The organism is Azospirillum agricola (assembly GCF_020005195.1).
GTDB lineage: Bacteria > Pseudomonadota > Alphaproteobacteria > Azospirillales > Azospirillaceae > Azospirillum > Azospirillum agricola.
Window position 1 is genome coordinate 816,635 of the sequence record NZ_JAIFZR010000005.1, and the last position, 23,545, is coordinate 840,179.

The 23,545-nt window shown below is 71.4% G+C and carries 24 protein-coding genes; 13 read left to right on the plus strand and 11 right to left on the minus strand.

What is annotated here, in order from left to right:
- Window positions 1–75: 75 nt before the first annotated feature.
- Both JN22_RS18805 and JN22_RS18810 read right to left on the minus strand, forming a co-directional pair.
- Window positions 76–1,665: a cisplatin damage response ATP-dependent DNA ligase gene (locus JN22_RS18805; RefSeq protein ID WP_085555404.1), complete on the minus strand. Its 1,590-nt coding sequence runs from the start codon at window positions 1,663–1,665 to the stop codon at window positions 76–78.
- Window positions 1,662–2,753, minus strand: coding sequence for a ligase-associated DNA damage response exonuclease (locus tag JN22_RS18810; RefSeq protein ID WP_085555405.1), 1,092 nt, complete (start codon window positions 2,751–2,753; stop codon window positions 1,662–1,664). The genes JN22_RS18805 and JN22_RS18810 overlap by 4 nt, the downstream gene beginning before the upstream one ends.
- 81 nt (window positions 2,754–2,834) lie before the next feature.
- Here JN22_RS18810 and JN22_RS18815 point away from each other — a divergent pair, with 81 nt between their 5' ends.
- The 3 genes from JN22_RS18815 to JN22_RS18825 all read left to right on the plus strand — a co-directional run bounded on the left by JN22_RS18815 (window position 2,835) and on the right by JN22_RS18825 (window position 4,886).
- Window positions 2,835–3,764: a pseudouridine-5'-phosphate glycosidase gene (locus JN22_RS18815; protein ID WP_085555406.1), complete on the plus strand. Its 930-nt coding sequence runs from the start codon at window positions 2,835–2,837 to the stop codon at window positions 3,762–3,764.
- 100 nt (window positions 3,765–3,864) lie between these two features.
- The gene (locus JN22_RS18820; RefSeq protein WP_085555407.1) at window positions 3,865–4,269 is read left to right on the plus strand and encodes a hypothetical protein; all 405 of its coding nucleotides are present in this window, start codon (window positions 3,865–3,867) and stop codon (window positions 4,267–4,269) included.
- A gap of 68 nt (window positions 4,270–4,337) precedes the next feature.
- Complete coding sequence (locus JN22_RS18825; RefSeq protein WP_085555408.1) at window positions 4,338–4,886, plus strand: Uma2 family endonuclease; 549 nt, start codon at window positions 4,338–4,340, stop codon at window positions 4,884–4,886.
- Window positions 4,887–4,893: 7 nt separating this feature from the next.
- Here the strand turns inward: JN22_RS18825 and JN22_RS18830 are convergent, their stop codons facing one another.
- The 4 genes from JN22_RS18830 to JN22_RS34965 all read right to left on the minus strand — a co-directional run bounded on the left by JN22_RS18830 (window position 4,894) and on the right by JN22_RS34965 (window position 7,649).
- Window positions 4,894–5,409, minus strand: a complete 516-nt coding sequence (locus JN22_RS18830) for an invasion associated locus B family protein (protein WP_085555409.1) — start codon at window positions 5,407–5,409, stop codon at window positions 4,894–4,896.
- A gap of 88 nt (window positions 5,410–5,497) precedes the next feature.
- Window positions 5,498–6,370 (minus strand): pirin family protein, encoded by an 873-nt coding sequence (locus JN22_RS18835; RefSeq protein WP_085555410.1) that lies wholly within the window; start codon window positions 6,368–6,370, stop codon window positions 5,498–5,500.
- A gap of 108 nt (window positions 6,371–6,478) precedes the next feature.
- On the minus strand, window positions 6,479–6,925 hold the full coding sequence (locus JN22_RS18840; RefSeq protein WP_085555411.1) for a cupin domain-containing protein: 447 nt from the start codon (window positions 6,923–6,925) through the stop codon (window positions 6,479–6,481).
- Window positions 6,926–7,010: 85 nt separating this feature from the next.
- Window positions 7,011–7,649, minus strand: coding sequence for an OmpA family protein (locus JN22_RS34965; protein ID WP_085555412.1), 639 nt, complete (start codon window positions 7,647–7,649; stop codon window positions 7,011–7,013).
- Between the two features lie 116 nt (window positions 7,650–7,765).
- Between JN22_RS34965 and JN22_RS18855 the strand changes: the two genes are divergently transcribed.
- Together JN22_RS18855 and JN22_RS18860 are read left to right on the plus strand one after the other, a co-directional pair.
- Window positions 7,766–8,803, plus strand: a complete 1,038-nt coding sequence (locus JN22_RS18855; protein WP_085555413.1) for a DctP family TRAP transporter solute-binding subunit — start codon at window positions 7,766–7,768, stop codon at window positions 8,801–8,803.
- A gap of 352 nt (window positions 8,804–9,155) precedes the next feature.
- On the plus strand, window positions 9,156–10,052 hold the full coding sequence (locus JN22_RS18860; protein WP_085555414.1) for an RNA polymerase factor sigma-32: 897 nt from the start codon (window positions 9,156–9,158) through the stop codon (window positions 10,050–10,052).
- 30 nt (window positions 10,053–10,082) lie between these two features.
- On the opposite strand, the gene nikR is transcribed toward JN22_RS18860, so the two are convergent.
- On the minus strand, window positions 10,083–10,604 hold the full coding sequence (gene nikR / locus JN22_RS18865) for a nickel-responsive transcriptional regulator NikR (RefSeq protein WP_085555415.1): 522 nt from the start codon (window positions 10,602–10,604) through the stop codon (window positions 10,083–10,085).
- A gap of 245 nt (window positions 10,605–10,849) precedes the next feature.
- Here nikR and nikA point away from each other — a divergent pair, with 245 nt between their 5' ends.
- The 7 genes from nikA to JN22_RS18900 all read left to right on the plus strand — a co-directional run bounded on the left by nikA (window position 10,850) and on the right by JN22_RS18900 (window position 18,672).
- The gene (nikA, locus tag JN22_RS18870) at window positions 10,850–12,424 is read left to right on the plus strand and encodes a nickel ABC transporter substrate-binding protein (protein ID WP_085555416.1); all 1,575 of its coding nucleotides are present in this window, start codon (window positions 10,850–10,852) and stop codon (window positions 12,422–12,424) included.
- 16 nt (window positions 12,425–12,440) lie between these two features.
- Entirely contained in the window at window positions 12,441–13,385 is a 945-nt protein-coding gene (nikB, locus tag JN22_RS18875; RefSeq protein ID WP_085555417.1) for a nickel ABC transporter permease subunit NikB, read from the plus strand.
- Window positions 13,382–14,242, plus strand: a complete 861-nt coding sequence (nikC, locus tag JN22_RS18880; RefSeq protein WP_085555418.1) for a nickel ABC transporter permease subunit NikC — start codon at window positions 13,382–13,384, stop codon at window positions 14,240–14,242. Before nikB ends, nikC begins: the two co-directional genes overlap by 4 nt.
- The gene (locus JN22_RS18885) at window positions 14,239–15,021 is read left to right on the plus strand and encodes an ATP-binding cassette domain-containing protein (RefSeq protein WP_396021952.1); all 783 of its coding nucleotides are present in this window, start codon (window positions 14,239–14,241) and stop codon (window positions 15,019–15,021) included. The genes nikC and JN22_RS18885 overlap by 4 nt, the downstream gene beginning before the upstream one ends.
- Complete coding sequence (gene nikE, locus JN22_RS18890; protein ID WP_085555420.1) at window positions 15,018–15,821, plus strand: nickel import ATP-binding protein NikE; 804 nt, start codon at window positions 15,018–15,020, stop codon at window positions 15,819–15,821. The genes JN22_RS18885 and nikE overlap by 4 nt, the downstream gene beginning before the upstream one ends.
- Before the next feature lie 116 nt (window positions 15,822–15,937).
- Window positions 15,938–16,348 carry a DUF2946 family protein gene (locus JN22_RS18895; protein WP_085555421.1) on the plus strand — a complete coding sequence of 137 codons (411 nt, stop codon included), beginning with the start codon at window positions 15,938–15,940 and terminating at the stop codon, window positions 16,346–16,348.
- A 140-nt stretch (window positions 16,349–16,488) separates the two neighbouring features.
- Window positions 16,489–18,672 carry a TonB-dependent receptor gene (locus JN22_RS18900; protein ID WP_179166189.1) on the plus strand — a complete coding sequence of 728 codons (2,184 nt, stop codon included), beginning with the start codon at window positions 16,489–16,491 and terminating at the stop codon, window positions 18,670–18,672.
- Between the two features lie 26 nt (window positions 18,673–18,698).
- Here JN22_RS18900 and JN22_RS18905 read toward each other — a convergent pair whose 3' ends face one another.
- From JN22_RS18905 to JN22_RS18920, 4 genes are all read right to left on the minus strand, one after another.
- Window positions 18,699–19,550, minus strand: a complete 852-nt coding sequence (locus JN22_RS18905; protein ID WP_085555423.1) for a hypothetical protein — start codon at window positions 19,548–19,550, stop codon at window positions 18,699–18,701.
- 254 nt (window positions 19,551–19,804) lie between these two features.
- Window positions 19,805–20,305 (minus strand): CarD family transcriptional regulator, encoded by a 501-nt coding sequence (locus JN22_RS18910; protein ID WP_085555424.1) that lies wholly within the window; start codon window positions 20,303–20,305, stop codon window positions 19,805–19,807.
- A gap of 353 nt (window positions 20,306–20,658) precedes the next feature.
- A complete protein-coding gene (fdxA, locus tag JN22_RS18915; protein WP_085555425.1) occupies window positions 20,659–20,988 on the minus strand; it encodes a ferredoxin FdxA in 330 nt (109 codons plus the stop codon).
- 96 nt (window positions 20,989–21,084) lie between these two features.
- Window positions 21,085–22,014 carry a LysR family transcriptional regulator gene (locus JN22_RS18920; RefSeq protein ID WP_085555426.1) on the minus strand — a complete coding sequence of 310 codons (930 nt, stop codon included), beginning with the start codon at window positions 22,012–22,014 and terminating at the stop codon, window positions 21,085–21,087.
- A gap of 106 nt (window positions 22,015–22,120) precedes the next feature.
- Between JN22_RS18920 and JN22_RS18925 the strand changes: the two genes are divergently transcribed.
- The gene (locus tag JN22_RS18925) at window positions 22,121–23,404 is read left to right on the plus strand and encodes a YbfB/YjiJ family MFS transporter (RefSeq protein WP_223677786.1); all 1,284 of its coding nucleotides are present in this window, start codon (window positions 22,121–22,123) and stop codon (window positions 23,402–23,404) included.
- The last annotated feature ends 141 nt before the right edge of the window (window positions 23,405–23,545 follow it).

A 23,545-nucleotide genomic window follows, 5' to 3' on the forward strand; every position in this document is an offset into this window, starting at 1 on the left:
ACATGATTTGTCGCACCCCGCGGTGTGACGGGATGCGGGATGTCCGCTCCGCGAGGCGGGGAGGTCGTCTGATGTCTAGGCCGCCGCGTCGGCGCCCACCACCATGCGCGCCAGCGTCTCCAGCCGGTCGGCCTCGGGGGCGGGCTTGTCCCAGCGGATGCGGTGGATTCGGGGGAAGCGCATCGCCAGACCGCTCTTGTGCCGGGTCGAGGGGTGCACGCTGTCGAAGGCGACCTCCAGCACCAGCCCGGCCGACACCTCGCGCACCGGGCCGTATTTGCGGACGGTGTGGTTGCGCACCCAGCGGTCCAGCTCGACCAGCTCGGCGTCGGTGAAGCCGAAATAGGCCTTGCCGACCGGAACCAGCTCCCCGCCGCGCCAGACGCCGAAGGTGAAGTCGGAATAGAAGCTCGACCGCTTGCCGTGGCCGCGCTGGGCGTACATCAGCACGGTGTCGAGGGTCAACGCCCCGCGCTTCCATTTGAACCACGGCCCCTTGGGACGCCCGCCGAGATAGGGGCTGTCGGAGCGCTTCAGCATCAGCCCCTCGATCCCGTTCTCCCGCGCGCCCTCGCGCAGCGCCGCGAGCTGCTCCCAGCCCTGGAAGGGCACCAGCGGCGACAGGTCCATGCGGCGCGGCCGGACGGCCTCGTACCAGCGCTCCAGCCGGGCGCGGCGTTCGGTGAAGGGAAGACTGCGCAGATCCTCGGCGCCGTCGAACAGGATGTCGTAGAGCCGCACCCAGGCCGGCCCGTCGCGCAGCATCGCCGCCGTCACGCTCTTGCGGTTCAGCCGCTGTTGCAGGTCGTTGAAGGGCGCCACCACCCCGTCGCGCGCCACCAGAAGCTCGCCGTCCAGCACGGCGTCGAACAGCATGTGGTCGGCGACGTCGGGGAAGGCGCCGGACAGCTCGTCGCCGGTGCGGCTGTAGACGCGCCGCTGCCCGTCGCGCGCCACGAGCTGCACGCGGATGCCGTCCCATTTCCATTCGGCGCAATAGGCGGCGGGGTCGAGCGCCGCACGGTCCTCCTCCTCCAGCGGGTGGGACAGCATCATCGGGCGGAAGCCGGCGCCGTGCCCGGCGGCGGGGCGCTCCCCCCTGCCCTCGGCCCAGGCGAACAGGCCGGCGTAGGGCGGGGTCAGGCCGTGCCAGACCTCCTCCAGCTCGGCGATGTCGAGCTTGCCCCATTCGGCCAGCGCCGTCTTGGCGAGCCGGGCCGACACGCCGATGCGCAGCGATCCGGTGATGAGCTTCAGCAGGGCGAAGCGGCCCGACGCGTCCAGCGTGTCGAGCCAGCCCTCGACCAGCTCCATCACCTGCCCGCGCTTCACGTCGTGCAGCCCCCGCACCACCTCGTCGAGGCTGGGGGGCAGGCTGTTGGCGCGCTCCGGCCGCTCGGGCCAGATCAGCGCCACCGTCTCCGCCAGATCGCCGACATAATCGTAGGAGAGGGCGAACAGCTCCGGATCGACGCGGGTGGCGACCAGTTGGCGGATGGCGGCGGGCTTGGCCTCGCGGAAGCTCAGCCCGCCGGTCAGGGCGGCCAGCGCCCAGCCGCGCTCCGGGTCGGGCGTCCCGGCGAAATGGTCGATCAGCAGGCGGATCTTGCCGTTGCGCGAGGGCATGAAGACCAGCGCGTCGATCAGCGCGGCGAAGCGGTTCATGCGCCTTTCTCCCTTGCGCCTTCCCCGCTCACCGCCGCCTCCTCCAGATCCTCCTCCTCGAAGCCGATCAGGGCCAGGGCGCGGGCGCGGATGCCGCGCCGGGTGGCGTGGTGGACCAGCGCCTCCTCCCGGCCATGGGTGACCCAGACCTCGGGCGCGCCGACATCCTCCAGCGTTTGCGTCAACTCGTCCCAGTCGGCGTGATCGGAGATGACGAGCGGCAGTTCGACCCCGCGCTGCCGGGCCCGCTGGCGCACCCGCATCCAGCCCGACGCCATGGCGACCACCGGGTCGCTCAGCCGCCGCGCCCAGCGGTCGGTGGCGGCGGCGGGCGGGGCGAGGACCAGCGCGCCCCTCAGCTCCTCCCTGGCGGCGACGGTGGCCGGGCGCAGTTCGCCCAATTCCACCCCGAAACGGCCGTAGAGGGCGCAGAGCGGCTCCAGCGCGCCGTGAAGATAGATGGGCCGGTCGTAGCCGGCGGCGCGCAGCAGCGTGATGACCCGCTGGCATTTGCCGAGCGCGTAGGCGCCGACGACGTGGCTGCGCTCCGGGAACAGCGCCATCGAATGCAGCAGCTTCTCCACCTCCCCCAGGTCGGGCGGGTGGCGGAAGACCGGCAGGCCGAAGGTCGCCTCGGTCACGAAGACGTCGCAGGGCACCGGCTCGAACGGCGCGCAAGTGCGGTCCAGGCGGCGCTTGTAGTCGCCGGAGACGACGACCCGCGACCCGGCATGCTCCAGCACCACCTGGGCGCTGCCCAGCACATGGCCGGCCGGCGCCAGACGGACGAGGACGTCGCCGATGCGGATCGGCTCGCCATACTCCAGCGGCTGGGTCGAGGCCGGGGCCGCCTCCCCCATGCGCTGCGCCATGATGGCCAGCGTCGCGGGGGTGGCCAGGACATGGCGGTTGCCGGGCCGGGCGTGGTCGGAATGACCGTGGGTGACGACGGCGCGCTCCACCGGACGCACCGGGTCGATGTAAAAACCGCCGGGCTCGACATACAGCCCCTCGGGCTGGACCTTGATCCAGCGGTCGGGATGGGGACGGCCGGAAGGAAGGGGTTGGGGATGGAGTGCCGGGGCCATGCCCCCTAATATAGGGCGCGCCCACCCCGGAGCCATCGCCCCGGCACCTTCGTCCCAAAGCCACATTGCCCGGAGACCCCCATGCACGAGCGCCTGCTGCCGACGCCCGAGATCGCCGACGCGCTGGCCGAGGGCCGCCCGGTGGTGGCGCTGGAATCCACCGTGATCTCGCACGGCATGCCCTACCCGCGGAACCTCGACAGCGCCCGCGCCCTGGAGGCCGAGGTCCGCGCCGCCGGCGCCGTCCCCGCCACCGTCGCGGTGATGGACGGGCGCATCCGCATCGGACTCGACGACGCGGCGCTGGAGCGGCTGGCCGAAGGCGGAACGGCGGCCTGGAAGCTCAGCCGCCGCGACCTGCCCGTCGCGCTGGCGGTCGGCGCGCTGGGCGCCACCACGGTCGCCGCGACGATGATCGCGGCGCGCATGGCCGGCATAGCGGTCTTCGCCACCGGCGGCATCGGCGGCGTCCATCGCGGGGCGGAGACCAGCTTCGACGTGTCGGCCGATCTCGACGAACTGGCCCGGACCCCGGTCTGCGTCGTCTGCGCCGGGGCCAAGTCGATTCTCGACCTGCCCAAGACCCTGGAGGTGCTGGAGACGCGCGGCGTGCCGGTTCTGGGCTTCGGCACCGACGAGTTTCCCGCCTTCTACAGCCGGCGCAGCGGGCTGCCCGTCTCGCGCCGCTGTGACAACGTCACCGAGGTCGCGGCGATCCTGCACGCCAAATGGGAGCTCGGGCTGGAGGGCGGGGTGCTGCTCGCCAACCCGATCCCGCCCGCCGACGAGCTGGACGGCGAGGCGATGGAGGCGGCCATCGGTCTGGCGCTGGCCGACGCGGACTCCAAGGGAATCAAGGGGAAGGACGTCACGCCGCATCTGCTGGCGGCGCTGGAGCGCCTGACGGAGGGGCGCAGCCTGACCGCCAACATGGCGCTGATCCGCGACAACGCGCGCGTCGCGGCGGGGGTGGCGGCCGCCTTCGCGGCCATCACCCGCCCGAAGGACTAGGCCATACCTCAGGGGGAGTAAGGCTTCCGCCCCTGACCGGCTTAAGACCCCGTTAACCGCCGTGGGGCAACTCTGGGGCCGTCACACAGCGGAGGCTCTCATGCACACCTCGACCCTGGTTTCCCGGATGATCGCGATGGCCGGCCAGCCCGACGAGACGGCGCTCGCGACCGAGACCCAGCCGGCGGCGCGGGTCAAGCGCATCGTCTGGAGCGCCCAGGCCGCCGCGCTGCGCGGTTCGCTGTCGGCCCGCGCGGTCTACGACATCGAGACCGCCGTGACGCTGGATCTGGACAGCATGGAACTGCCGGAAATCTTCTTCACCTCGGTCGAGATCGGCGGCCGGGTCATCACCTGCGATCTCGACGCGTCGGGCACCGCGTCGATCTTCGGCCTGATCGACGCCGGCGAGTACGACGATCTGGTCGAGGAGGCCGGCGACGACGCCCTGTTCGGCGTCGATTGGGACGGCGTCTACATCACCCCGGCGCGCACCCGCCACTGAGGCCCCGCACCGAGCCTTTGCCTTTCCGCCGCTTGGAAGCGGGCGGACGCGATGCCATACTCAGGGGCATGAGCGATCCCGCCCGCCGTGTGATGACCGTCGATGAGTTCCTTGTCTGGGACGACGGAACCGACACCCGCTATGAACTGATCGGCGGCGAGCCGGTCGCGATGGCGCCGCCATCACCGAATCATGGTGCCTTGACGGTCGCCATCGCCGTCCAGATCGCCGCCCGCCTGCGCCCACCCTGCCGGGTGATTTCCGAAGCCGGCATCCGGCTGGCCAACCGCAACGACAGCTATTTTCAGGCCGATCTGGCGGTGACCTGCCAGCCGCTCGGCCCCGCCCTGACCGCGACCCCCGACCCGACCGTCATCGTCGAGGTGCTGTCGCCATCCACCGAGGGCACCGACCGGACGGTCAAGCTGCCGGCCTACCGCAACATCGACTCCGTCCAGGAAATCCTGCTGATCTCCGCCACCAAGCGCCGGGCGGAGCTGTGGCACCGTTCGGGCGACGAATGGCGGGTGCGGGACATCATCGGCGACGGCGTCCTCCGCTTCGAGTCGCTGGACGCCGAGATTCCGATGACCGCGCTCTACGACGGGCTGGTCTGACCCACCCTCATTGCAGGCTGCGCTGCATCTCCTCGAAGTTCCGCGAGAAGCCGTTCAGAGGAAAATCGATGTCGCGCTTGCCGGCGCGCAGAAAGCTGACGCGGACCAGGATCGACGAGCCGTTGCGGAACTGGTCGACCACCTTGCCCGACATGAAGTTCGGGAACATGCACATGTTCAGCGTGGCGATGTGGGATTCGATGCGCGGCTGGCGGTCGACGCGGATCGCGCAGCTCTCCACCAGCCCCTGGCTGGTCGTCAGGAACAGGTGGTAGTCGTTGCCGGTCGGGATGACGCTGAGCGCGACGAAGCCGACGTCCTTCCCGTCGTCGAACAGGCGGTAGACCATCAGCCGGCAGACCTTGCTGTCGGTCATCCGGTCGACGTCGCACTGGGTCGACCACGCGCCCTCCGGGCCGAACTCGGCGCCCGCCTTCGAGAAGTCCACCGCCCCCGCCGGCTGGACGAGGAACGCGGACATCAGCGCCGCCACGAAACCACCCAGAAGACCTTTCCAGCGCATTGCCCCGGCTCCCCATCCGTTCGGGTTAATACCCGCGCATGATAACCGGGGAAGGCCGGGGCGCAAGGCGCGTGTTGCCGCGCAACACTCAGATGCGGCCGGCCTCGTAGTCGCGGAAGGCCTGCATCACCTCCTCGCGCGTGTTCATCACGAAGGGGCCGCCCCAGGCGATCGGCTCGCCCAGCGGCCGGCCGGACAGCAGCAGGAAGCGCGCGCCTTCCGGCCCGGCGGCGGCCTCCACCCGCTCGCCCTCGCCCAGCACGACGACCTGCGGACCGGACAGGGTTCCCTCGGCCCCCGCCACGCTCACGCCGCCCTCGAACAGCACGAGGAAGGCCGTGTGATCGGCCGGCAGCGGCTCGGCGAAGGTCGCGCCGGCCGGGAGCGCCACGTCGAAATAGCGCGCGTCGGTCGCCTCGGCCCGCACCGGCCCGGCCGTGCCGCGCGCGGTGTCGCCGGCGATCACGGTGACGGTGACTCCCCCCTCGCGCGACTCCACCGGGATGCGGGCGGCCGGGAACTCCTGGTAGCGCGGCTCGGTCATCTTCAGGCGGGCCGGCAGGTTGATCCAGAGCTGGAAGCCGCGCATCAGACCCTCGGTCTGCTCCGGCATCTCGGAATGGATCAGGCCGCGCCCGGCGGTCATCCACTGCACGCCGCCGGTCTCGATGACGCCCTCATGGCCGTGGTTGTCGGCGTGGCGCATCCGCCCGGCCAGCATGTAGGTGACGGTCTCGAAGCCGCGGTGCGGGTGGTCGGGAAAGCCGGCGAGATAGTCGGTCGGCTCGTCCGACCCGAACAGGTCGAGCATCAGGAAGGGGTCGAGCGTGCGCAGGCGCGGGGTGCCCAGCATGCGGGTCATGCTCACGCCGGCGCCGTCCGACGTCGCCATGCCCTCGACGGCGGCGATCACGGGACGGATGCTGGGGGTCGGGCTGGCGGGGGGCGGGCTGGCGGGCATGGCGGATTCCTCAAGGCTGGCAATGGCCGAGAGGTAGTCGTTCCTTCCCGATGCCGGAAGTGGGAATGGAAAGGGAAGAGTGTTGCGAAGCGTGAAACAATGCCCGGTTCAGAACGCCGCTTCCACGGCGCCTTTCCCGCCCCCGCCCTTCAGCCAGCCGCGCAGCCGGAGCCTCAGCCGCGCCAGCGCGCTCTGGCGTTTCTGGACCGCGTAGTATTTGCGCACCGTCTCCTTGATGTCCCAGGTTCCGGTGAAGCCCATCGGCAGCACCAGCGCGTCGCCAGCCCGATACTCGCGCGCGGCCCCACCCTCGGGGGTGATCACCACCCGGCCGGACAGCAGGACGCAAAACTCGTCGTAGGGCCAGTCCTTCATCGCCACCAGCCCCGGCGTGCATTGCCAGACGCCGGAGGCGAAGCGCCCGCCGTCCCCGTCATAGAGATTCCGGTGGATCTCGCGCGGGTCGCCCGCCAGGACGCTGCCGAACACCGCCGGCTTCCCGACCTCGCCGTCGGCGATGCGGCCCTGGTCGATGCGCAGGACGGGCGGGGGCATGGCGGATCTCCTGCGTTGGGAACCGATGATGGAAGGGCTGTCGGCGGCTCACGCTGCAAACAGCCAAGTCCGTGAATCGATCCGCCTATTCCCCCAAATTGATGATCTCCACCCGCCGGTTCGCCGCCGCCTTGGGCTGGTCGGGCAGCAGCAATTCGCGCAATCCCCGGCCGGACGCCTCCAGCCGTTCGGGGCTGATTTGGTGATGCTCGACCAGATAGGCCGCCACCGCCCTGGCCCGCCGCTCCGACAGGGCGAGGTTGGCCGCGTCGCCGCCGACCGCGTCGGTGTGGCCGACGATGCGGAAACGCGCCTTCCCCGCCTCCGGCCCCGTCATCACCGCCGCGACGCGGTCGAGGATCGCCCGCGATTCGGGGCGGATGACGGCCGAATTGAACGCGAACTCGATCCGGAAGGCGGCGCGCAGGGTGGGCTTGGCGATGTCCGGCGGCGGCTCCAGCGCCGGAACCGCCACCGGTCCCGGCCTGGCCGGCGGCGGAGCGACCAGCGGCGGGGCGGTCAGCGGCTGGGCGGCCGGTTGCGACGGATCGGGCGGCGGCGGGCGGCGCATCCGCAGAGGGGGGCAGTCCGGCCCGACCACGCCCAGCAGCGCCGCCTGGATCTCGCATTCGCTGGGGTTCGGTCCCAGCGGAACGGTCTGCGCGAGGGCGGCCGGCGCCGCCGCCAGCAGCCCGGCGACGAGAAGGCGCCGCCATCCCCGCATGGCCGGATTGTCCGCCCGACGGATCGTTCCGTCAAATTCCGCGTGCAAGGGTCGTGCGTCGGTCTGTACCATCCCGGTCCGTATCTTTCGTATAAGGCGCTTGGGAGGAAACAAGCATGACATCGCTGAAGGCTCTGCTCGCCGGCATCGCGCTGGCCGCCCTGACGGTTCCGGCTCTGCTGACGGGCACCGCCGGCGCCGCCGACTACAAGGCGGAGTACAAGCTCTCCACCGTTCTGGGCAAGCCTTTCCCCTGGGGCATCGGCGGCGACCGCTGGGCCGAGCTGGTGAAGGAGAAGACCAACGGGCGCATCAACGTCAAGATGTACCCCGGCACCTCGCTGGTGAACGGCGACCAGACGAAGGAGTTCACCGCGCTCCGCCAGGGCACCATCGACATGGCGGTCGGCTCGACCATCAACTGGTCGCCGCAGGTCAAGGAGCTGAACCTCTTCTCCCTGCCCTTCCTGATGCCCGACCACAAGGCGCTCGACGCGCTGACGCAAGGCGAGGTCGGCAAGAAACTGTTCGACCTGCTCGCCACCAAGGACGTGGTGCCGCTGGCCTGGGGCGAGAACGGCTTCCGCGAGATCTCCAACTCCAAGCGCTCCATCCGGACGCCGGAGGATCTGAAGGGCCTGAAGATCCGCGTCGTCGGCTCGCCGCTCTACCTCGACACCTTCACCGCGCTGGGCGCCAACCCGACGCAGATGAGCTGGGCCGACGCCCAGCCCGCCCTGTCCACCGGCGCCGTCGACGGGCAGGAGAACCCGCTGACCATCTTCACCGCCGCCAAGCTGCCGACGCTCGGCCAGAAGCACCTGACGCTGTGGGGCTACGTCGCCGACCCGCTGATCTTCGTGGTCGGCAAGGGCGTGTGGGAGAGCTGGTCGAAGGAGGACCAGGAGGCCGTGCGCGCCGCCGCCGTCCAGGCCGCCGCCGAGGAGGTCGCGCTGTCGCGCAAGGGCATCGCCGCCGGCGACGACAGCCTGCTGAAGGAGATCGCCGGCCAGGGCGTCGATGTGGTCCAGCTCACCCCCGACCAGCAGAAGGCGTTCCAGAAGGCGACCCAGGCCGTCTACGACAAGTGGGCCAAGCAGATCGGCCCCGATTTGGTCAAGACGGCGGAAGACGCCATCGCCAAGCGTCCGTAAACGCTCAGCTCATCGAGCGCTCGGAAGCGCCCGGGGGCGCAGGGCCGGTCCGCAAGGGCCGGCCCACCTTTCGAATCCACCATCCGATCCGCGCCGCCACGCCGGCCTCCGCCTTCCCCTTTCCGCATAAATGCGTCCCGTCCGCCGACCATTCGTCATCCCGCCCACCAAGATCGCCTTCCCCTTGTGATCCAACCCCCGCTGATCTGCGTATGACGATGCAACAGGGGGCGCCGGCGCCTGTTGTCTTCCCCAGTCACATCAGCGAGGGGGTGGACGGCCGGCCGGCGGAGACCCATCGGAAAAGAACTCCAAGGGACATGATGCCGCCCAGACGGGAAGGAAGGGACGGATGGCTTACATCGACGATCCGGAGACTCAGCGCGCGAATCTGAGCTTCATCAAGGCGTCCATGCGCGAACCGCTGCTGTCGCGCGATCACGAGTTCGATCTTGCCCGCAAATGGCGCGAGGGGGCCGACGAGCGCGCCCTGCACGAGCTGGTGCGGGCCTACACCCGGCTGGTCATCGCCACCGCGTCGCGCTTCCGCAATTACGGCCTGCCGATGGGCGATCTGGTCCAGGAGGGCAATGTCGGGCTGATGCAGGCGGCCAGCCGTTTCGAGCCCGACCGCGAGGTGCGCTTCTCCACCTACGCCGCCTGGTGGATCCGCTCGGCGATGCAGGATTACATCCTGCGCAACTGGTCGATCGTGCGCACCGGCACGACCGCCGCGCAGAAGTCGCTGTTCTTCAACCTGCGCCGCCTGCGCGCCAAGATCGACAGCGCCTCGCAGAACGGCAGCGGCAACAGCCTGACCAAGGAAGGCCGCGAGTGGATCGCCGGCGAGTTGCAGGTCGACGTCGCCGAGGTCGAGGCGATGGAGATGCGCCTGTCCGGCGCCGACCAGTCGCTGAACACCCCGGTGGCCGACGGCTCGGACGACGACTGGCAGGACTTCCTCGCCGACCAGCGCCCGTCGCCGGAGGACGTCGTCATCGGCATGCGCGACGCCAACACCCGTTCGCAATGGCTGGCCGACGCGCTGGGCGAACTGTCGCCGCGCGAGCGCACGATCATCCAGGAACGCCGCCTCCGCGAGGAGGGCGCCACGCTGGAGGAGCTGGGCCGCGAGCTGGGGGTCAGCAAGGAGCGCGTCCGCCAGTTGGAGCACCGCGCCCTGCTCAAGCTGCGCCAGTCGATGCTCAAGCGGGTCGAGGATTCCGACGACCTGCTGGCCGAGGCGTGAGGAACGCCGGCCAGGGCCGGGGCGATCCCGTCACTCCGGCGACCGGACGCCAGGATGAGCATGGGGAGGGGACTGAGGATGGGCATGGCTGTGATGGCCGTGCCCGCCGCCGTTTTCGCCGTCGCGCGACGGGTCGCCGGACACCGGGTCGTCGCGCACCGGGATGACGACCGCCCGGCCGTGGCGCACGCCGCGCTCGGCGATCACCCTCTCCGCCATGCCGCGCACCGCCGCTTCGTCGCCCTTCAGCACCGACACCTCCATGCAGCTTCCATGGTCGAGATGGACGTGCAGCGTGGTCAGCGTCAGTTCGTGATGCTCGTGGAAGGTGGTGGTCAGCCGCTTCGACAGTTCCCGCGCCGCGTGGTCGTAGACATAGACCAGCGCCGCCACGCAGGGTCCCGTCTCCCCCTCCGCCGGGGCGGCCTCGGCCAGACCGCTGCGGGCGAGGTCGCGGATCGCCTCCGAGCGTCCCTGGTAGCCGCGCCGCTCGACCAGCCGGTCGATGTCGGCCAGCAGATCGTCGTCCAGCGTGATCGTCACCCGTTGCATGCCGCCTCCCGCCGCGCCGGGCCGGACACGGAAGGGCCGGGCGCAAAACCTTTTTTCCATAGGGGTATGATGATTCCAGATGGACATCATACAACCCCGGCCGTATCGTCACCCCATCGACCATAGGCCCGGCCACGGCGGCCGTCCATCCGCAAGCGGCGGTTGGGCGAGGCCGCCGCGTGTCCGCGCAGGGGATGCGGCCGCGCAAGGGGCATGGCGGGCGGGCCGGACGGAAGGGGGTTCGGATGACGCGGTGGCGGATGGGGCTGATCGGTGCGGCGGCGGCCGCGCTTCTGGCAACGGCGGCCGCGGGACACGCCGTGGCGGCAAGCCCAAAGGGCACGCTGACCTATTCCTGGACCGGCAACGTCGGGCCGCTCGACCCGCACCGCTACGCGCCCAATCAGATGTTCGCCCAGGCCATGGTCTACGAGCCGCTGGTGCGTTACCGGGACGGCGGCGCCATCGAGCCGTGGCTCGCCACCGCCTGGACGGTGTCGCCGGACGGCCGGACCTACGACTTCACCCTGCGCGAGGGCGTCACCTTTTCCGACGGCACGCCCTTCGACGCGGCGGCGGTCAAGGCGAACTTCGACGCCGTGCTCGCCGACCGCGCCAGGCATGACTGGCTGGAGCTGGTTGCGCAGATCCGCTCCGTCGAGGCGCCGGAGCCCCACAGGCTCCGGCTGACCCTGAAGGATCCCTATTACCCGACCCTGCTGGAACTGGCGCTGATCCGCCCGGTGCGCTTCGCCGCCCCGTCGGTGCTGACGCCGGACGGGGTGACGAAGCCGGTCGGCACCGGCCCCTGGATGCTGACCGGGACGAAGAAGGGCGAATACGACGTCTTCACCCGCAACCCGGCCTATTGGGGGCCGAAGCCGGCCTATGAGCGCGTCGTCGTCAAGGTCATCCCCGACCCCACCGCCCGCGCCGTCGCCTTCGAGACCGGCGAGATCGACCTGATCTACGGCGGCACCGGCCAGATCTCGGCCGACAGCTTCACCCGCTTCAAGACGCGCGGCACCGGCCAGACCGCCGTGTCGGCGCCGCTCGCCACCCGGACCATGGCGATCAACAGCGCCCGCGCCCCGACCAGCGATCTGGCGGTGCGCCGCGCCATCAACCACGCGGTCGACAAGGACGCCATCGTCGCCACGCTGCTCTACGGGCTGGAGCCCAAGGCCGACACGCTGTTCGCCGCGAACTTCCCCTACAGCGACCTCGGCCTGAGGCCCTACGCTTACGATCCGGCCCGCGCGGCGCGGCTGCTCGACGAGGCCGGCTGGATCCTGCCGCCCGGCGGCAAGCTGCGTGTGCGCGACGGCCAGCCGCTGCGGGTCGAGCTGTGCTTCATCGGCAACGACGCGCGGGAGCGAACGCTCGCCGAGGCGATCCAGGCCAACCTGAGGGCGGTCGGCTTCGACGCCCAGCTGGTCGGCGAGGAGGAGAACGCCATCGAGGCGCGGCAGAAGGACGGCCGCTTCGGACTGATCTTCGGCGATACCTGGGGGGCGCCCTACGACCCTCATTCCTTCGTCGGCTCCATGCGGGTGCCGACCCACGCCGACTACCAGGCGCAGCGCGGCCTGCCGATGAAGACCGAGATCGACGCGAGGATCTCCGCCGTTCTGGTGACGACCGACGAGACGGCGCGGCAGGCGCTCTACCGCGACATCCTGACGACGCTGCACGAGCAGGCGGTCTATCTGCCGCTGTCCCACCTGACCGCCATGGCGGTCAGCCGCGGCGTGGACGGGGTGGGCTTCGGCGCCAGCGCCTACGAAATCCCGTTCGGCGCGATGCGGCCGGCGCCGTAACCGGGGAGGGACGCCGATGCTGCGCTTCATCGCCGGCCGCCTGCTGACCCTGCCGCCGCTGCTGCTGGCGGTGTCGGCCGGCGTGTTCCTGCTGCTGCGGCTGGGGCGCGGCGACCCGGCGCTGGATTACCTGCGCCTGTCGAACATCCCGCCGACCGACGCCGCCATCGCCGAGGCGCAGCGGCTGCTCGGCCTCGACCGGCCGCTGGCCGAGCAGTATCTGTCCTGGCTGTGGCAGGCGCTGCACCTCGATTTCGGGCTGTCCTACGTCACCCGCCAGCCGGTGCTCGACGACCTGCTGCATTACCTGCCGGCCACCCTGCAACTGGGCGCCGCCGCGCTGGTCGTCACGCTGGCCGTCAGCCTGCCGCTCGGCGTGTGGGCGGCGCGGCACCGCGACCGGATGCCCGACCATCTGGTGCGGGCGCTCGCCTTCGTCGGCGTGTCGATTCCGAATTTCTGGCTGGGCTTCCTGCTGGTGCTGCTGTTCGCGGTGACGCTGAACTGGCTGCCGCCGCTCGGCCGCGGCGGCTGGAGCCACATGGTGATGCCGGTGGCCGCCGTGTCGCTGATGTCGCTGTGCATCAACGCCCGGCTGCTGCGCGCCAGCATGCTGGAGACGGCGGGGCAGCGCCACGTCCTCTACGCCCGGCTGCGCGGCCTGCCGGAGCGGCGCGTCGTCCACGACCACATCCTGCGCAACGCCCTGCTGCCCATCGTCACCGCCACCGGCATGCACATCGGCGAGCTGCTGGGCGGCACGCTGGTGATCGAGAACATCTTCGGCTGGCCGGGGGTCGGGCGCTACGCCGTCTCGGCCATCCACAACCGCGACTACCCGGTGTTGCAGTGCTTCACCCTGCTGATGACGGTGATCTTCGTGCTGTGCAATCTGGCCGTCGACCTGCTGTACGCGTGGCTCGACCCGCGCATCCGGCTGGCGCGGGAGGCCGCGCGATGAGCGCGCTCGCCGAGGAGGCCGCCGCGCCGGCCGTCCGCCACCGCCGGCCGCGCCGCACGACGCTGGCCGGGCTGGCCCTGGTCGGGACCATGATCCTGGGCGCCCTGGCCGCCCCCCTGCTGCCCTGGGATCCGGAGGCGGTCGACCTGATGGCCCGGCTGGAGGGGCCGGGCGCCGCCCACTGGCTCGGCACCGACCATCTCGGGCGCGACGTGCTGGCGCGGCTGCTGCACGGCGCCTCGGTGTCGCTGGGGGCGGTCGCCGTCATCGTCGGGCTGATCCTGGCGCTGGGCATCGGCGTCGGCGGCCTGTCGGGCCTCCTGGGCGGGCGGACCGACCGGATCGTCATGCGGGTGTGCGACGGCTTCCTGACGGTGCCGACCTTCGTGCTCGCCATGTTCATGGTCGGCGCGCTCGGCACCGGGCTGGCCAACGTGATGCTGGCCATCGCCCTGTCGCACTGGGCCTGGTACGCGCGCCTCGTGCGCGGCATGGTGCTGTCGCTGCGCGAGCGCGACTATGTGGCCGCCGCCATCGTCTCCGGCGCCTCGCGCCCGCGCGTCTTCGTCGAGCACATCCTGCCGGGGGTGCTGGTGCAGCTGGTGGTGCTGGCGAGTCTCGACATCGGGCACATGATCCTGCACGTCGCCGGCCTGTCCTTCCTGGGGCTGGGGGTGACGCCGCCGACGCCGGAATGGGGGGTGATGATCAACGACGCGCGCGAGTTCATCTGGACCCAGCCCACGCTGATGCTGTGGCCGGGGCTGATGATCCTGCTGACGGTGATGGGCTTCAACCTGCTGGGCGACGCCCTGCGCGACCGGCTCGACCCGACGCTGGCGGGGGACGACCATTGAGCGGGCGGCGTCTCGGCGTGGAGGGGCTGCGGCTCGCCGCCCGCCGCGACGGCCGGCCGCTGGAGCTGGTGCGCGGCGTCGATCTGGCGCTGGAGCGCGGGCGGGTCACCGCACTGGTCGGCGCCAGCGGGTCGGGCAAGTCGCTGACCTGCCTGGGCTTGCAGGGGCTGACGCCGCCGGGGGTGGAGCGGCTCGCCGGCCGCGTCCGGCTGGACGGCGCGGCGGTCGAGCCGGCGACTCTGCCGGGCCGGCTGGTGGCGACGGTGATGCAGAATCCGCGCAGCGCCTTCAACCCGGTGCTGACCATGCGCGCCCACGCCCGCGAGACGCTGGCCGTCCGTGGCGTCACCGACGATCTGGACGAGCGGCTGGCCGGGGCGCTGGCCGAGGTCGGCCTGCCGGAGCCCGGGCGCGTCGCCCGGCTGCACCCCTTCGAGATGAGCGGCGGGATGCTCCAGCGCATGATGATCGCGCTGGCTCTGCTGGCCGACGTGCCCTTCCTGCTGGCCGACGAGCCGACGACCGACCTCGACCCGCTGGCCCAGGCGCGCATCCTGGCGCTGATCGAGCGGCTGGCCGCCGAGCGGGGGCTGGGGGTGCTGATCGTCACCCACGACATGGGCGTGGTCGCCCGGCTGGCCGACGAGGTGGCGGTGATGGAGGCCGGCCGCATCGTCGAGACCGCGCCGGTGGCCGGGCTGTTCGCGGCGCCGCGCTCCGGCGCCGCCCGCGCCCTGCTGGCCGCCCACCGCGCGCTCTATCCGGAGGAGTTCGCGTGACGGTCCTGCTGGCCGCCGAAGCGGTGGAGAAGCGTTATCGCGGACCGGGCGCCTTCGGCGGCGGCCCGGCGAGGACCGTGCTGCGCGGCGTCAGCCTGTCGGTGCGCGAGGGGGAGAGCGTCGCGCTGCTCGGCGCCAGCGGGTCGGGAAAGAGCACGCTGGCCCGCCTGATGCTGGGCCTCGACCGGCCGGACGGCGGCACGGTGCGCTGCCTCGGCCGGCCGATCGACGGGTTGGACGCCGCCGGGCGCCGGACCTTCCGGCGGACGGTGCAGGCGGTGTTCCAGGATCCGCTGGGCGCCGTCAACCCGCGCCATCCGGTCGGCCGGATCATCGCCGAGCCGCTGCGCCACCTGACCGACCTCGACCGGCAGGGGCGGGAGGCGCGGGTGGCGGAGCTGCTGCGGCTGGTCGGGCTGGAGCCGGAGGATGCCGGCCGGCTGCCGGGCGGCTTGAGCGGCGGCCAGGTCCAGCGCGTCTGCATCGCCCGTGCGCTCGCCCCGCAGCCCCGGCTGATCCTGCTCGACGAGGCGGTGTCGAACCTCGACCTCGTGCTGCAAATCCAGATCCTCGACCTGCTGGCCGGGCTGCGCGAGCGGCTGGGCACCGCCTTCCTGTTCATCACCCACGACGTCCGGCTGGCCCGCCGCTTCTGCGGCCGGGTGGCGGTGCTGCACGACGGGGAACTGGTGGAGGACCGGCCGGCCGGCCCCTCCCTCGCTTTCGACCACCCGGCGGCGCGCGCGCTTCTGGAGGCGGCGTTGCCCGCCGCTCCGTCAGCGGCCCGGCCTTCCCGGTGAGGGGCGGCCGCGCCCCCCTGCGTGAAAATGCCGCTCACCCCGCCCCCGGCGCTTCGGCTAGTGTGCCGCCCCGGTGCGTGTCGGGCACCGCACCAGGGACGGATCGACGGACCGGCATGAGCGCGACCCAGGACAGGATGCGACCCGCGCGGCGGGCCGGCCTTGCGGCCGGCGCGGTCGCGCTGCTGTTGCAGATCGTCGCCTGGGCCTGGATGCCGGCCATGATCGCGTCCGCCAACGCGGCCGACAGCAGCCGGATCGTCATCTGCACGCCGGATGGCTTCAAGACCGTGGTGTGGGGCGATCACGGCACGGGGAGCGATCCCGCGGACGACAAGGCCGAATCGGCGATGTCCGGCGGTTCCTGCCCGCTCTGCCCGCTGATCGGCGGGCTGGCCCTGCCGCCGCCGGACACCCGGCCACTGCCCGCCCTGGCCGGACGCCACAGCCCCGAGGAGCTGCCCGGCGGCCTGATCGCCGCCGGCTGGTTCCTGTCCACCCTCCAGGCGCGCGCGCCACCGGTCTGAGCCCAGGGATGCGGGATCGTTGCGCGGAAGACCCGCGCGACCGACCGCCGTTGCCACCCACCCCTGCCTTCCGGCTTCGACACGCCCCCCGCCCCCTTGGCGCGGCGCCGTGTGTCGCCGGCCCCAGATCGAGAATCCTCATGACGTCGCGTTTTGCCGCGGCCGGCGCCCTGCGCGCGGCCCTGCTGTCGGGTGCCGCCCTGGCCGGCCTGCTGTCCAACGATGCTTTCGCCCAGCCGGTCCAATCCCTGCCCACCATCTCCGTGACCGCCAGCCCGGACGAGTCCGCCCTGCCGTCCGGCGACGGCCTGGGCGGAAGCGGGCTCGCCGCCCGCCGTGCCTCCACCAGCGACGTGGCGGCGCTGCTGCGCGGCCTGCCCGGAGTCAGCCTCTACGGCAACGGCGGCGTGTCGAGCCTGCCGGCGCTGAACGGGCTGGGCGCCGACCGCGTCAACGTGCTGGTCGACGGCGCGCCCGTCGCCCCCGCCTGCCCCAACCAGATGAACCCGGCCCTGTCCACCATCGCCCCGACCCGCGTGTCCAAGGTGGAGGTGCTGGCCGGCATCACGCCGGTCAGCGCCGGCGGCGACAGCCTGTCCGGCACCATCTCCGTCGAAAGCGCACCCCCGGTCTTCGCCGTTCCCGGCGAAACGGTGCACACGGAAGGCAGCCTGTCGGGCTTCTACCGCTCCAACGGCCGCAGCGTCACCGGCGCCGCCGAGGCGTCCGTCGCCAGCGACAGCGTCAGCCTCCGCTACAACGGCGCCTGGAGCCGCGCGGAGAATTACAAGGCGGGCAACGGCCAGACCGTCCGCTCGACGCTGTTCAACGTGCAGGACAACGCCCTGACGCTCGGCATGCAGCGCGACGGGCACCGGATCACCGTGCAGGGCGGCATCCAGACCATGCCCTACCAGGGCTTCCCGACCCAGCGCATGGACCTGACCGACAACCGCAGCGTCTTCCTCAACGGCCGCTACGAGGGAAGCTTCGACTGGGGAACGCTGGACGCGCGGGCCAACTGGCGGCGGACCCGGCACACCATGAATTTCCTGGAGGACAAGGGCGGCTTCACCGCCGGCGGCGGCATGCCGATGGACACGCTGACGACGGACGCCGGCGCTTCGGTCAAGGCGACGCTGCAACTGTCGGCGCGCGACACGCTGCGCGTCGGCGGCGAGTTCCGCCACACCGGCCTTGACGACTGGTGGGATGCGGTGGCCGGCAGCATGATGATGGGGCCGCTGACCTACTGGAACGTCAAGGACGGCAACCGCAACCGCCTGGGCACCTTCGCCGAGTGGGAGGCCGGCTGGTCGCCGGCCTGGACGACCCTGCTCGGCGTGCGCAACGAAGTGGTGTGGATGGACACCGGCGCGGTGCAGCCCTACTCCTGGCGGAACCCCATCGGCATGGGCATGATGGCGATGGCCAACCCGGACGCCGCCGACGCCCTCGCCTTCAACGCCCGCGACCGCGGTCGCACCGACGTGAATGTCGACGTGACGGCGCTGGTCCGCTACACCCCGTCCGACACCAGCGCGATCGAGGCCGGCTACGCCCGCAAGACCCGCTCGCCCAACCTGTACGAGCGCTACGCCTGGGGCACCGGCGCCATGTCGAGCAGCATGAACGGCTGGTTCGGCGACGCCAACGGCTATGTTGGCAACCCCGACCTCAAGCCCGAGATCGCCCACACCGTCAGCGCCACCCTGGCCCTGCACGCCGCCGACCATCAGGCGTGGGAGGTCAAGCTCACGCCCTACTACACCTATGTCCAGGACTTCATCGACGTCGAGCGGATCGGCACGCTGGGCAACGGCTTCGTCAAGCTGCGCTTCGCCAACCACGACGCGGTTCTCGTCGGCGCCAACCTGTCGGCGGCGGCCCGGCTCTACGCGGATGACGAGATCGGCGCCTTCCGCCTGTCCGGGGTGGTCGGCTGGGTGCATGGCCGCAACCTCGACACCGGCGACGCGCTGTACCACATGATGCCGCTCAACGCCCTGCTGACGGCCGAGCACCGGCTGGGCGGCTGGAGCAGCGCCGTCGAGCTTCAGGCCACCGCCCGCAAGGATCGGGTGGAAGCGGCGCGCAACGAGCCCAGGACGCCGGGCTACGCCCTGGTCAACCTGCGGACGGGGTACGAGTGGGGCGGCGTCCGGGTCGACGCCGGGATCGAGAACCTGTTCGACCGGCATTACGACCAGCCGCTGGGCGGAGTCGATTACGCCGACCACCGGGCCGGGGGAAGCCGCGGCACGGTCGGGGCGCTGCCGGGGATGGGACGCTCCTTCATCGCCGGCATGACCGTGAAGTTCTGAGGCGGGCGGCGAGCCGCCGGAGCCGCTCAGGCCTGGAGCAGTTCCAGCGGTTCGCCGGCCGAATCCAGCCGGGCGCAGACGAGAGGCCCGCCGAACCCGCAGCCGCCGTCCAGCGTGATCGTGTGTGCCCCGACGGCCAGCCCCCGGCGGGCCGGATCGAAGCCGCGAACCAGGCGCTGGAAGGCCCCGTAGGGGGCGTCCAACCGGGCGAAGCCGTTGCCGCCCCACCAGAAGGCGTCGCCCTGCCCGGTCAGCGGCCGGGCCGGGTCGATGCCGGCACTGACCAGCAGAAGCCGGGCGTCGTCCGGCCCGCCGCCGCCATTGCCATCCGCGTCCGCGTCGCCGCCGTCGGCACCGCCGGTGTAGGCGGCGCGGCGCAGCGCGTTGAACAGGGCCTCGTGCCCCGGCCGCGCCTGGACCGCCTGCCGGAGCCCCCGCGTCCAGCGGCCGAGCATCACCGTTCCTCCGCGCGCCGCCGCCATCCCGGCGTCCGGCGTGCCGCCGTAGGCGGCCAGCGTCGGGCCGACGCCCTGGCGCAGCATCCAGTCGAGCACATGGCGGGGGTCGGGGGCGAAATGGAGTTGCAGCAGCTTCTGCCACATCTCCTCCTGCGCGCCGCGCAGATAGACGATGTCGCTGGCCAGCATGCCGCGCCGGCTCAGCAGGGCGCGGCGGAAGACGAGCAGGCGGTCGATGGTGTCCAGCACCCGCTCGCCATGGCCGATCATGTTGCCGAGATAGACCAGCCGGTCGCCCGGCTGGAAACGTTCGGCGATGGCGTGGTGGATGGCGTCCAGCGGATCGGGCTGGGCGTGGATCGCCCCGATGGCCCAGACATGGCGCGGCCGCCCGAGCGTCGCGAACCGGGTGTCGGCCATGCTTCCGGCGCCGGGGCCTCCGGGGGCCGGGCTTCCGGAAACCGTGCGGCCGGGAGCGGTGTTGCGGCCGGCGGTCCGGGGGGCGATGTTTCGAAGATCAGCCATGCGCACGCAAACGCCCACACTCCGGTCCGAGGTATGACGGGCCGGAGTGTAGGCGTGTTGCGCAACGGAAACAAAGACGAAAGCGGACGGCGGACGCGCGGCTTAACGATGCAGCCGCGCGGATTCGCCGCGCGCGCTTGGACGGCCCCTCAGGCGGCCTTGGACAGGACCGATTCCAGACGCTCGGTCGCCTTCAGCTCGTCGATCATCTCGACGGCGGCGAGTTCGCGGGCCAGGCGCTCCAGGGCGGCCTGGTAGATCTGACGCTCGCTGTAGGACTGGTCGGACTGGTCGGCGCCGCGGTACAGGTCGCGCACCACCTCGGCGATCGACACCGGGTCGCCCGAATTGATCTTGGCCTCGTATTCCTGGGCGCGGCGGCTCCACATGGTGCGGCGCACGCGCGAACGGCCCTGGAGGGTCTCCAGCGCGACCTTGATCCGGTCCTTGGTGGACAGGCGGCGCAGGCCGGCGTTGCGGGCCTTGCCCACCGGAACCTTGAGCGTCATGCGCTCCTTCTCGAACGTGATCGCGTAGAGCTGAACCTCAAGGCCAGCGATGCTGTGGGTTTCGATCCCTTCGACTCGACCGACGCCATGAGCCGGATAAACGACGAAGTCGCCGGCTTCGAAGTCAAGCTTGTTCGACATGTGGGTTGGCTCTCACTTTTCGCGATCACGCCATTTTGGCCGCCCCGGTGGAAGGGACGAAAAAAGACCCTCAGACGATCATGGCGCCGTGGGGATTGGAACCCAGCCACGACGATCACGACAGTCACGAGTCCTTGAGCGTTGGGAATGCCGGCAATGGCGCGAAGGCCGGCTCCGGGCGCGCATTATAGCGATGTTACGCCCGAGTTACAAAGGGAACGTCCCTTGGGCCGGGCGGTTTTATCCGCCGCCCGACCATGGCCGACCCGTCCATTTTGCATGGCAACAAATTTAGGCGAAACCCGCGAAACGGGGCGACTCCGCGCCGCCCGCGAAGGGCCGGCGCGTTGGTGTCACTTGCCGGGCTTGGGCGAAAGATGCTTCAGCTTGTCCGCGACGCCCTTCCACTGGTCGGCGTCGGGCAGCGCGTCCTTCTTGCGGGTGATGTTCGGCCACTGGCCGGCGTAGTCGCGATTCAGCTCCAGCCATTGGGTCGCGCGGTCGTCGGTGTCCGGGACGATCGCCTCGGCCGGGCATTCCGGCTCGCACACGCCGCAGTCGATGCATTCGTCGGGGTGAATGACCAGGAAGTTCTCACCCTCGTAGAAGCAATCCACGGGGCAGACCTCGACGCAGTCGGTGTACTTGCACTTGATGCAGCCGTCGGTGACGACGTAAGGCATGATTCTCTCTCCGCTGTTCCGGCCCGCCCGTCTGTCCGTCGGCGCGAAAGCCCGCGCCGGACGGCCGTCAATGCCGGATTGCCAACCCGCGCCTGCCTAGCACGCCGCCTCGAAGGGGTTCAACCCTGCGCGTGCTGTGGGCGCTTGCGTCGCGGCCCCGGCGGCCGTCTCCGGAACCGCGCCGGACACGCTGTCCAGGAAGGCCCGCAGGCTGGCGGTCTCGATGGAATCGGTGCGGCGGACGAACAGGGTCGGCATCCGGCCCTGCCCGCCCGGCAGGGCGCGCCACGCCAGCAGGCCGCGCCACGGGTCGCGCTCCACCACCGAGCGCGGCAGGACGGTGACGCCCATGCCCGCGCCGACGCATCCCAATATGGCGTCGAGCGAGCCGAACTCCATCACCCGGAAGGGCACGCGGCCGGCCTCGCGCATCACCATCTCCGCCCGCCCGCGATAGGCGCAGGTCCGCGCGAAGCCGAGCAGCGTGCTGCGCGCGCCCTCCGTGGTCAGGCCGCCCGCCGGCTCCACCAGCACCAGCTCCTCGTCGAAGACGGCAAAGGCGGTCAGGTCGGGGTGGTCGACCGCGCCGCCGACGAAGGCGCCGTCGATGCGGCCGGCCAGCACCTCGGCCAGCATGGTCTCGGTCGGGCCGGGAAGGATGGTCAGCTCGACGTCGGGATGGTCGGCGTGGAAGCGGGCCAGGATCGGCGGCAGCCGCACCGCCGCCGTCGATTCCATGGTGCCGATCGACAGCCGCCCGCCGCGCCCGGCGGCGTCGGCCACCGCGTCGCGCGCCTGCGCCACCAGCCGCAGCACGCGGTCGGCGTAGTCGGCCAGCACCCGCCCGGCCGGGGTCGGCACCATGCCGCGGCTCATCCGCCGGAACAGGTCGACGCCGAGATCCTCCTCCAGCCGCTTGACCCGCGCGGTGACGTTGGACTGGACGCAATGCAGCGTCTCCGCCGCGCGGCTGACGCTGCCGGTGTCGGCCACCGCCTTGACGACGCGCAATCCCGCCAGATCCATGCCAGTCGCTCCCTTGCCGGGCCCCCGGTCGCCGCATGGCTCCCATCACCCGGAGTGCAGCTTATCATCAGGACAATTCATTGGAAATGAGCGCTGAACCGCGTCCATGATGGACACCAAAAGCAATCAGAAGACCAAACGAGAGGCGTGGACCATGTTTCGGGTGCTGATCGGCGGCGTCATCTCGCTCGCCATCGCCATGGGGGTGGCGCGCTTCGCCTTCACCCCGATCCTGCCGGCCATGCAGAGCGCCACCGGGCTGGGCACCGACGGGGCGGGCTTCCTCGCCTCGCTGAACTATCTGGGCTATTTCATCGGGGCGATCGGGGCCGGGCTGGTGCCGCACGGGCGGGTGCGCACCAACGTCTTCCGGCTGTCGCTGCTGCTCAACGTCGCCAGCACGGCGGCGATGGGCATCGATTTCGGCGACGCCGCCCAGGCGATGCCGGCCTGGAGCGTGCTGCGCTTCGTCTCCGGCGTGACCAGCGCCGGCATGTTCATCCTCGGCATCGCCATGGTTCTCGACACGCTGGCCCGCGCCCAGGGCGAGCGCTGGGCCGGCTGGCTCTACATGGGCGTCGGCACCGGCATCGCCTCGTCCGGGCTGTTCGTGGCGCTGGTGGGCGGCCGGCTCGGCTGGACCGGCGACTGGCTGGCGCTGGGGGCGATCTGCGCGGCGATCGGGCTGCTGCCGGCGCTGTGGCTGACCGACCCGCCGCCGGCCGCCCACGCCTCCCACGCCGCCGCTCCGACCGCCGGTGCCGGGAAAACCGGCGGGAAGAGCGGCGCGCCGTCCGCCCTGTCGGCGCCGCTGCTGCTGCTGACCGCCGCCTATTTCCTGGAGGGCGGCGGCTACATCGTCTCCGGCACCTTCCTGGTGTCGATCCTGAAGACCGACCCGGCCATGGCGGCGCTCGGCGAGACGGCCTGGATGGTCGTCGGGCTGGGCGCCATGGGGGCCGGCGTGTTCTGGGCGGCGGTCGCCCGCCGGGTCGGCTCCTGGTGGGCGCTGATCCTCGCCCACCTCGCCCAGACGGTCGGCATCCTGCTGCCGATGACCGGGTCGCCGACGGCGGCGCTCGTCTCGGCGATCCTGTTCGGCGGGACCTTCGTCGGCATCGTCTCGCAGGCCTTCGCGCTCGGCCGTTCCCTGTCGGGCGGCGCCTCGGCGAAGGTCGTCGGCACGCTGACCGCCGTCTACGGGCTGGGCCAGATCATCGGGCCGCTGCCGGCCGGCATGGTGGTGGCGCGCACCGGCAGCTTCGATTCCGCGCTGCTGGGGGCGGCGGCGGCGGTGGTCGCCGGGGCCGTCCTGCTGGCGGCCGGCGCCTGGATCGCCGGACGCCGGGCGGAGGAGCGCGATCCGCTGGCCCGCCCCAAGATTTCGTAAGTATTCATACGAGTCAGGGCGGCCTGCGACAATAGGTGCCCGCCGCCCGGACAGTCGGCGGCTTCCGCCGATCATACGCCTTGTCTACAGTTTCCCCCGTGTCGTCATCGGTTGGACACGACTCCAACAAGCGGGGGAAAA

Coding starts and splice junctions, on each gene's coding strand:
- JN22_RS18820 (WP_085555407.1), top strand. CDS start 3,865: ATGCACACCTCGACCCTGGTTTCCCGGATGATCGCGATGGCCGGCCAG.
- JN22_RS18895 (WP_085555421.1), top strand. CDS start 15,938: ATGAGCGCGACCCAGGACAGGATGCGACCCGCGCGGCGGGCCGGCCTT.
- nikB (WP_085555417.1), top strand. CDS start 12,441: ATGCTGCGCTTCATCGCCGGCCGCCTGCTGACCCTGCCGCCGCTGCTG.
- nikC (WP_085555418.1), top strand. CDS start 13,382: ATGAGCGCGCTCGCCGAGGAGGCCGCCGCGCCGGCCGTCCGCCACCGC.
- nikR (WP_085555415.1), bottom strand. CDS start 10,604: ATGCAACGGGTGACGATCACGCTGGACGACGATCTGCTGGCCGACATC.
- JN22_RS18860 (WP_085555414.1), top strand. CDS start 9,156: ATGGCTTACATCGACGATCCGGAGACTCAGCGCGCGAATCTGAGCTTC.
- JN22_RS18925 (WP_223677786.1), top strand. CDS start 22,121: ATGATGGACACCAAAAGCAATCAGAAGACCAAACGAGAGGCGTGGACC.
- JN22_RS18855 (WP_085555413.1), top strand. CDS start 7,766: ATGACATCGCTGAAGGCTCTGCTCGCCGGCATCGCGCTGGCCGCCCTG.
- JN22_RS18920 (WP_085555426.1), bottom strand. CDS start 22,014: ATGGATCTGGCGGGATTGCGCGTCGTCAAGGCGGTGGCCGACACCGGC.
- JN22_RS18830 (WP_085555409.1), bottom strand. CDS start 5,409: ATGCGCTGGAAAGGTCTTCTGGGTGGTTTCGTGGCGGCGCTGATGTCC.
- JN22_RS18905 (WP_085555423.1), bottom strand. CDS start 19,550: ATGGCCGACACCCGGTTCGCGACGCTCGGGCGGCCGCGCCATGTCTGG.
- JN22_RS18900 (WP_179166189.1), top strand. CDS start 16,489: ATGACGTCGCGTTTTGCCGCGGCCGGCGCCCTGCGCGCGGCCCTGCTG.
- nikA (WP_085555416.1), top strand. CDS start 10,850: ATGACGCGGTGGCGGATGGGGCTGATCGGTGCGGCGGCGGCCGCGCTT.
- fdxA (WP_085555425.1), bottom strand. CDS start 20,988: ATGCCTTACGTCGTCACCGACGGCTGCATCAAGTGCAAGTACACCGAC.
- JN22_RS18805 (WP_085555404.1), bottom strand. CDS start 1,665: ATGAACCGCTTCGCCGCGCTGATCGACGCGCTGGTCTTCATGCCCTCG.
- JN22_RS18910 (WP_085555424.1), bottom strand. CDS start 20,305: ATGTCGAACAAGCTTGACTTCGAAGCCGGCGACTTCGTCGTTTATCCG.
- JN22_RS18825 (WP_085555408.1), top strand. CDS start 4,338: ATGAGCGATCCCGCCCGCCGTGTGATGACCGTCGATGAGTTCCTTGTC.
- JN22_RS18810 (WP_085555405.1), bottom strand. CDS start 2,753: ATGGCCCCGGCACTCCATCCCCAACCCCTTCCTTCCGGCCGTCCCCAT.
- JN22_RS18815 (WP_085555406.1), top strand. CDS start 2,835: ATGCACGAGCGCCTGCTGCCGACGCCCGAGATCGCCGACGCGCTGGCC.
- JN22_RS18835 (WP_085555410.1), bottom strand. CDS start 6,370: ATGCCCGCCAGCCCGCCCCCCGCCAGCCCGACCCCCAGCATCCGTCCC.
- JN22_RS18840 (WP_085555411.1), bottom strand. CDS start 6,925: ATGCCCCCGCCCGTCCTGCGCATCGACCAGGGCCGCATCGCCGACGGC.
- JN22_RS34965 (WP_085555412.1), bottom strand. CDS start 7,649: ATGCGGGGATGGCGGCGCCTTCTCGTCGCCGGGCTGCTGGCGGCGGCG.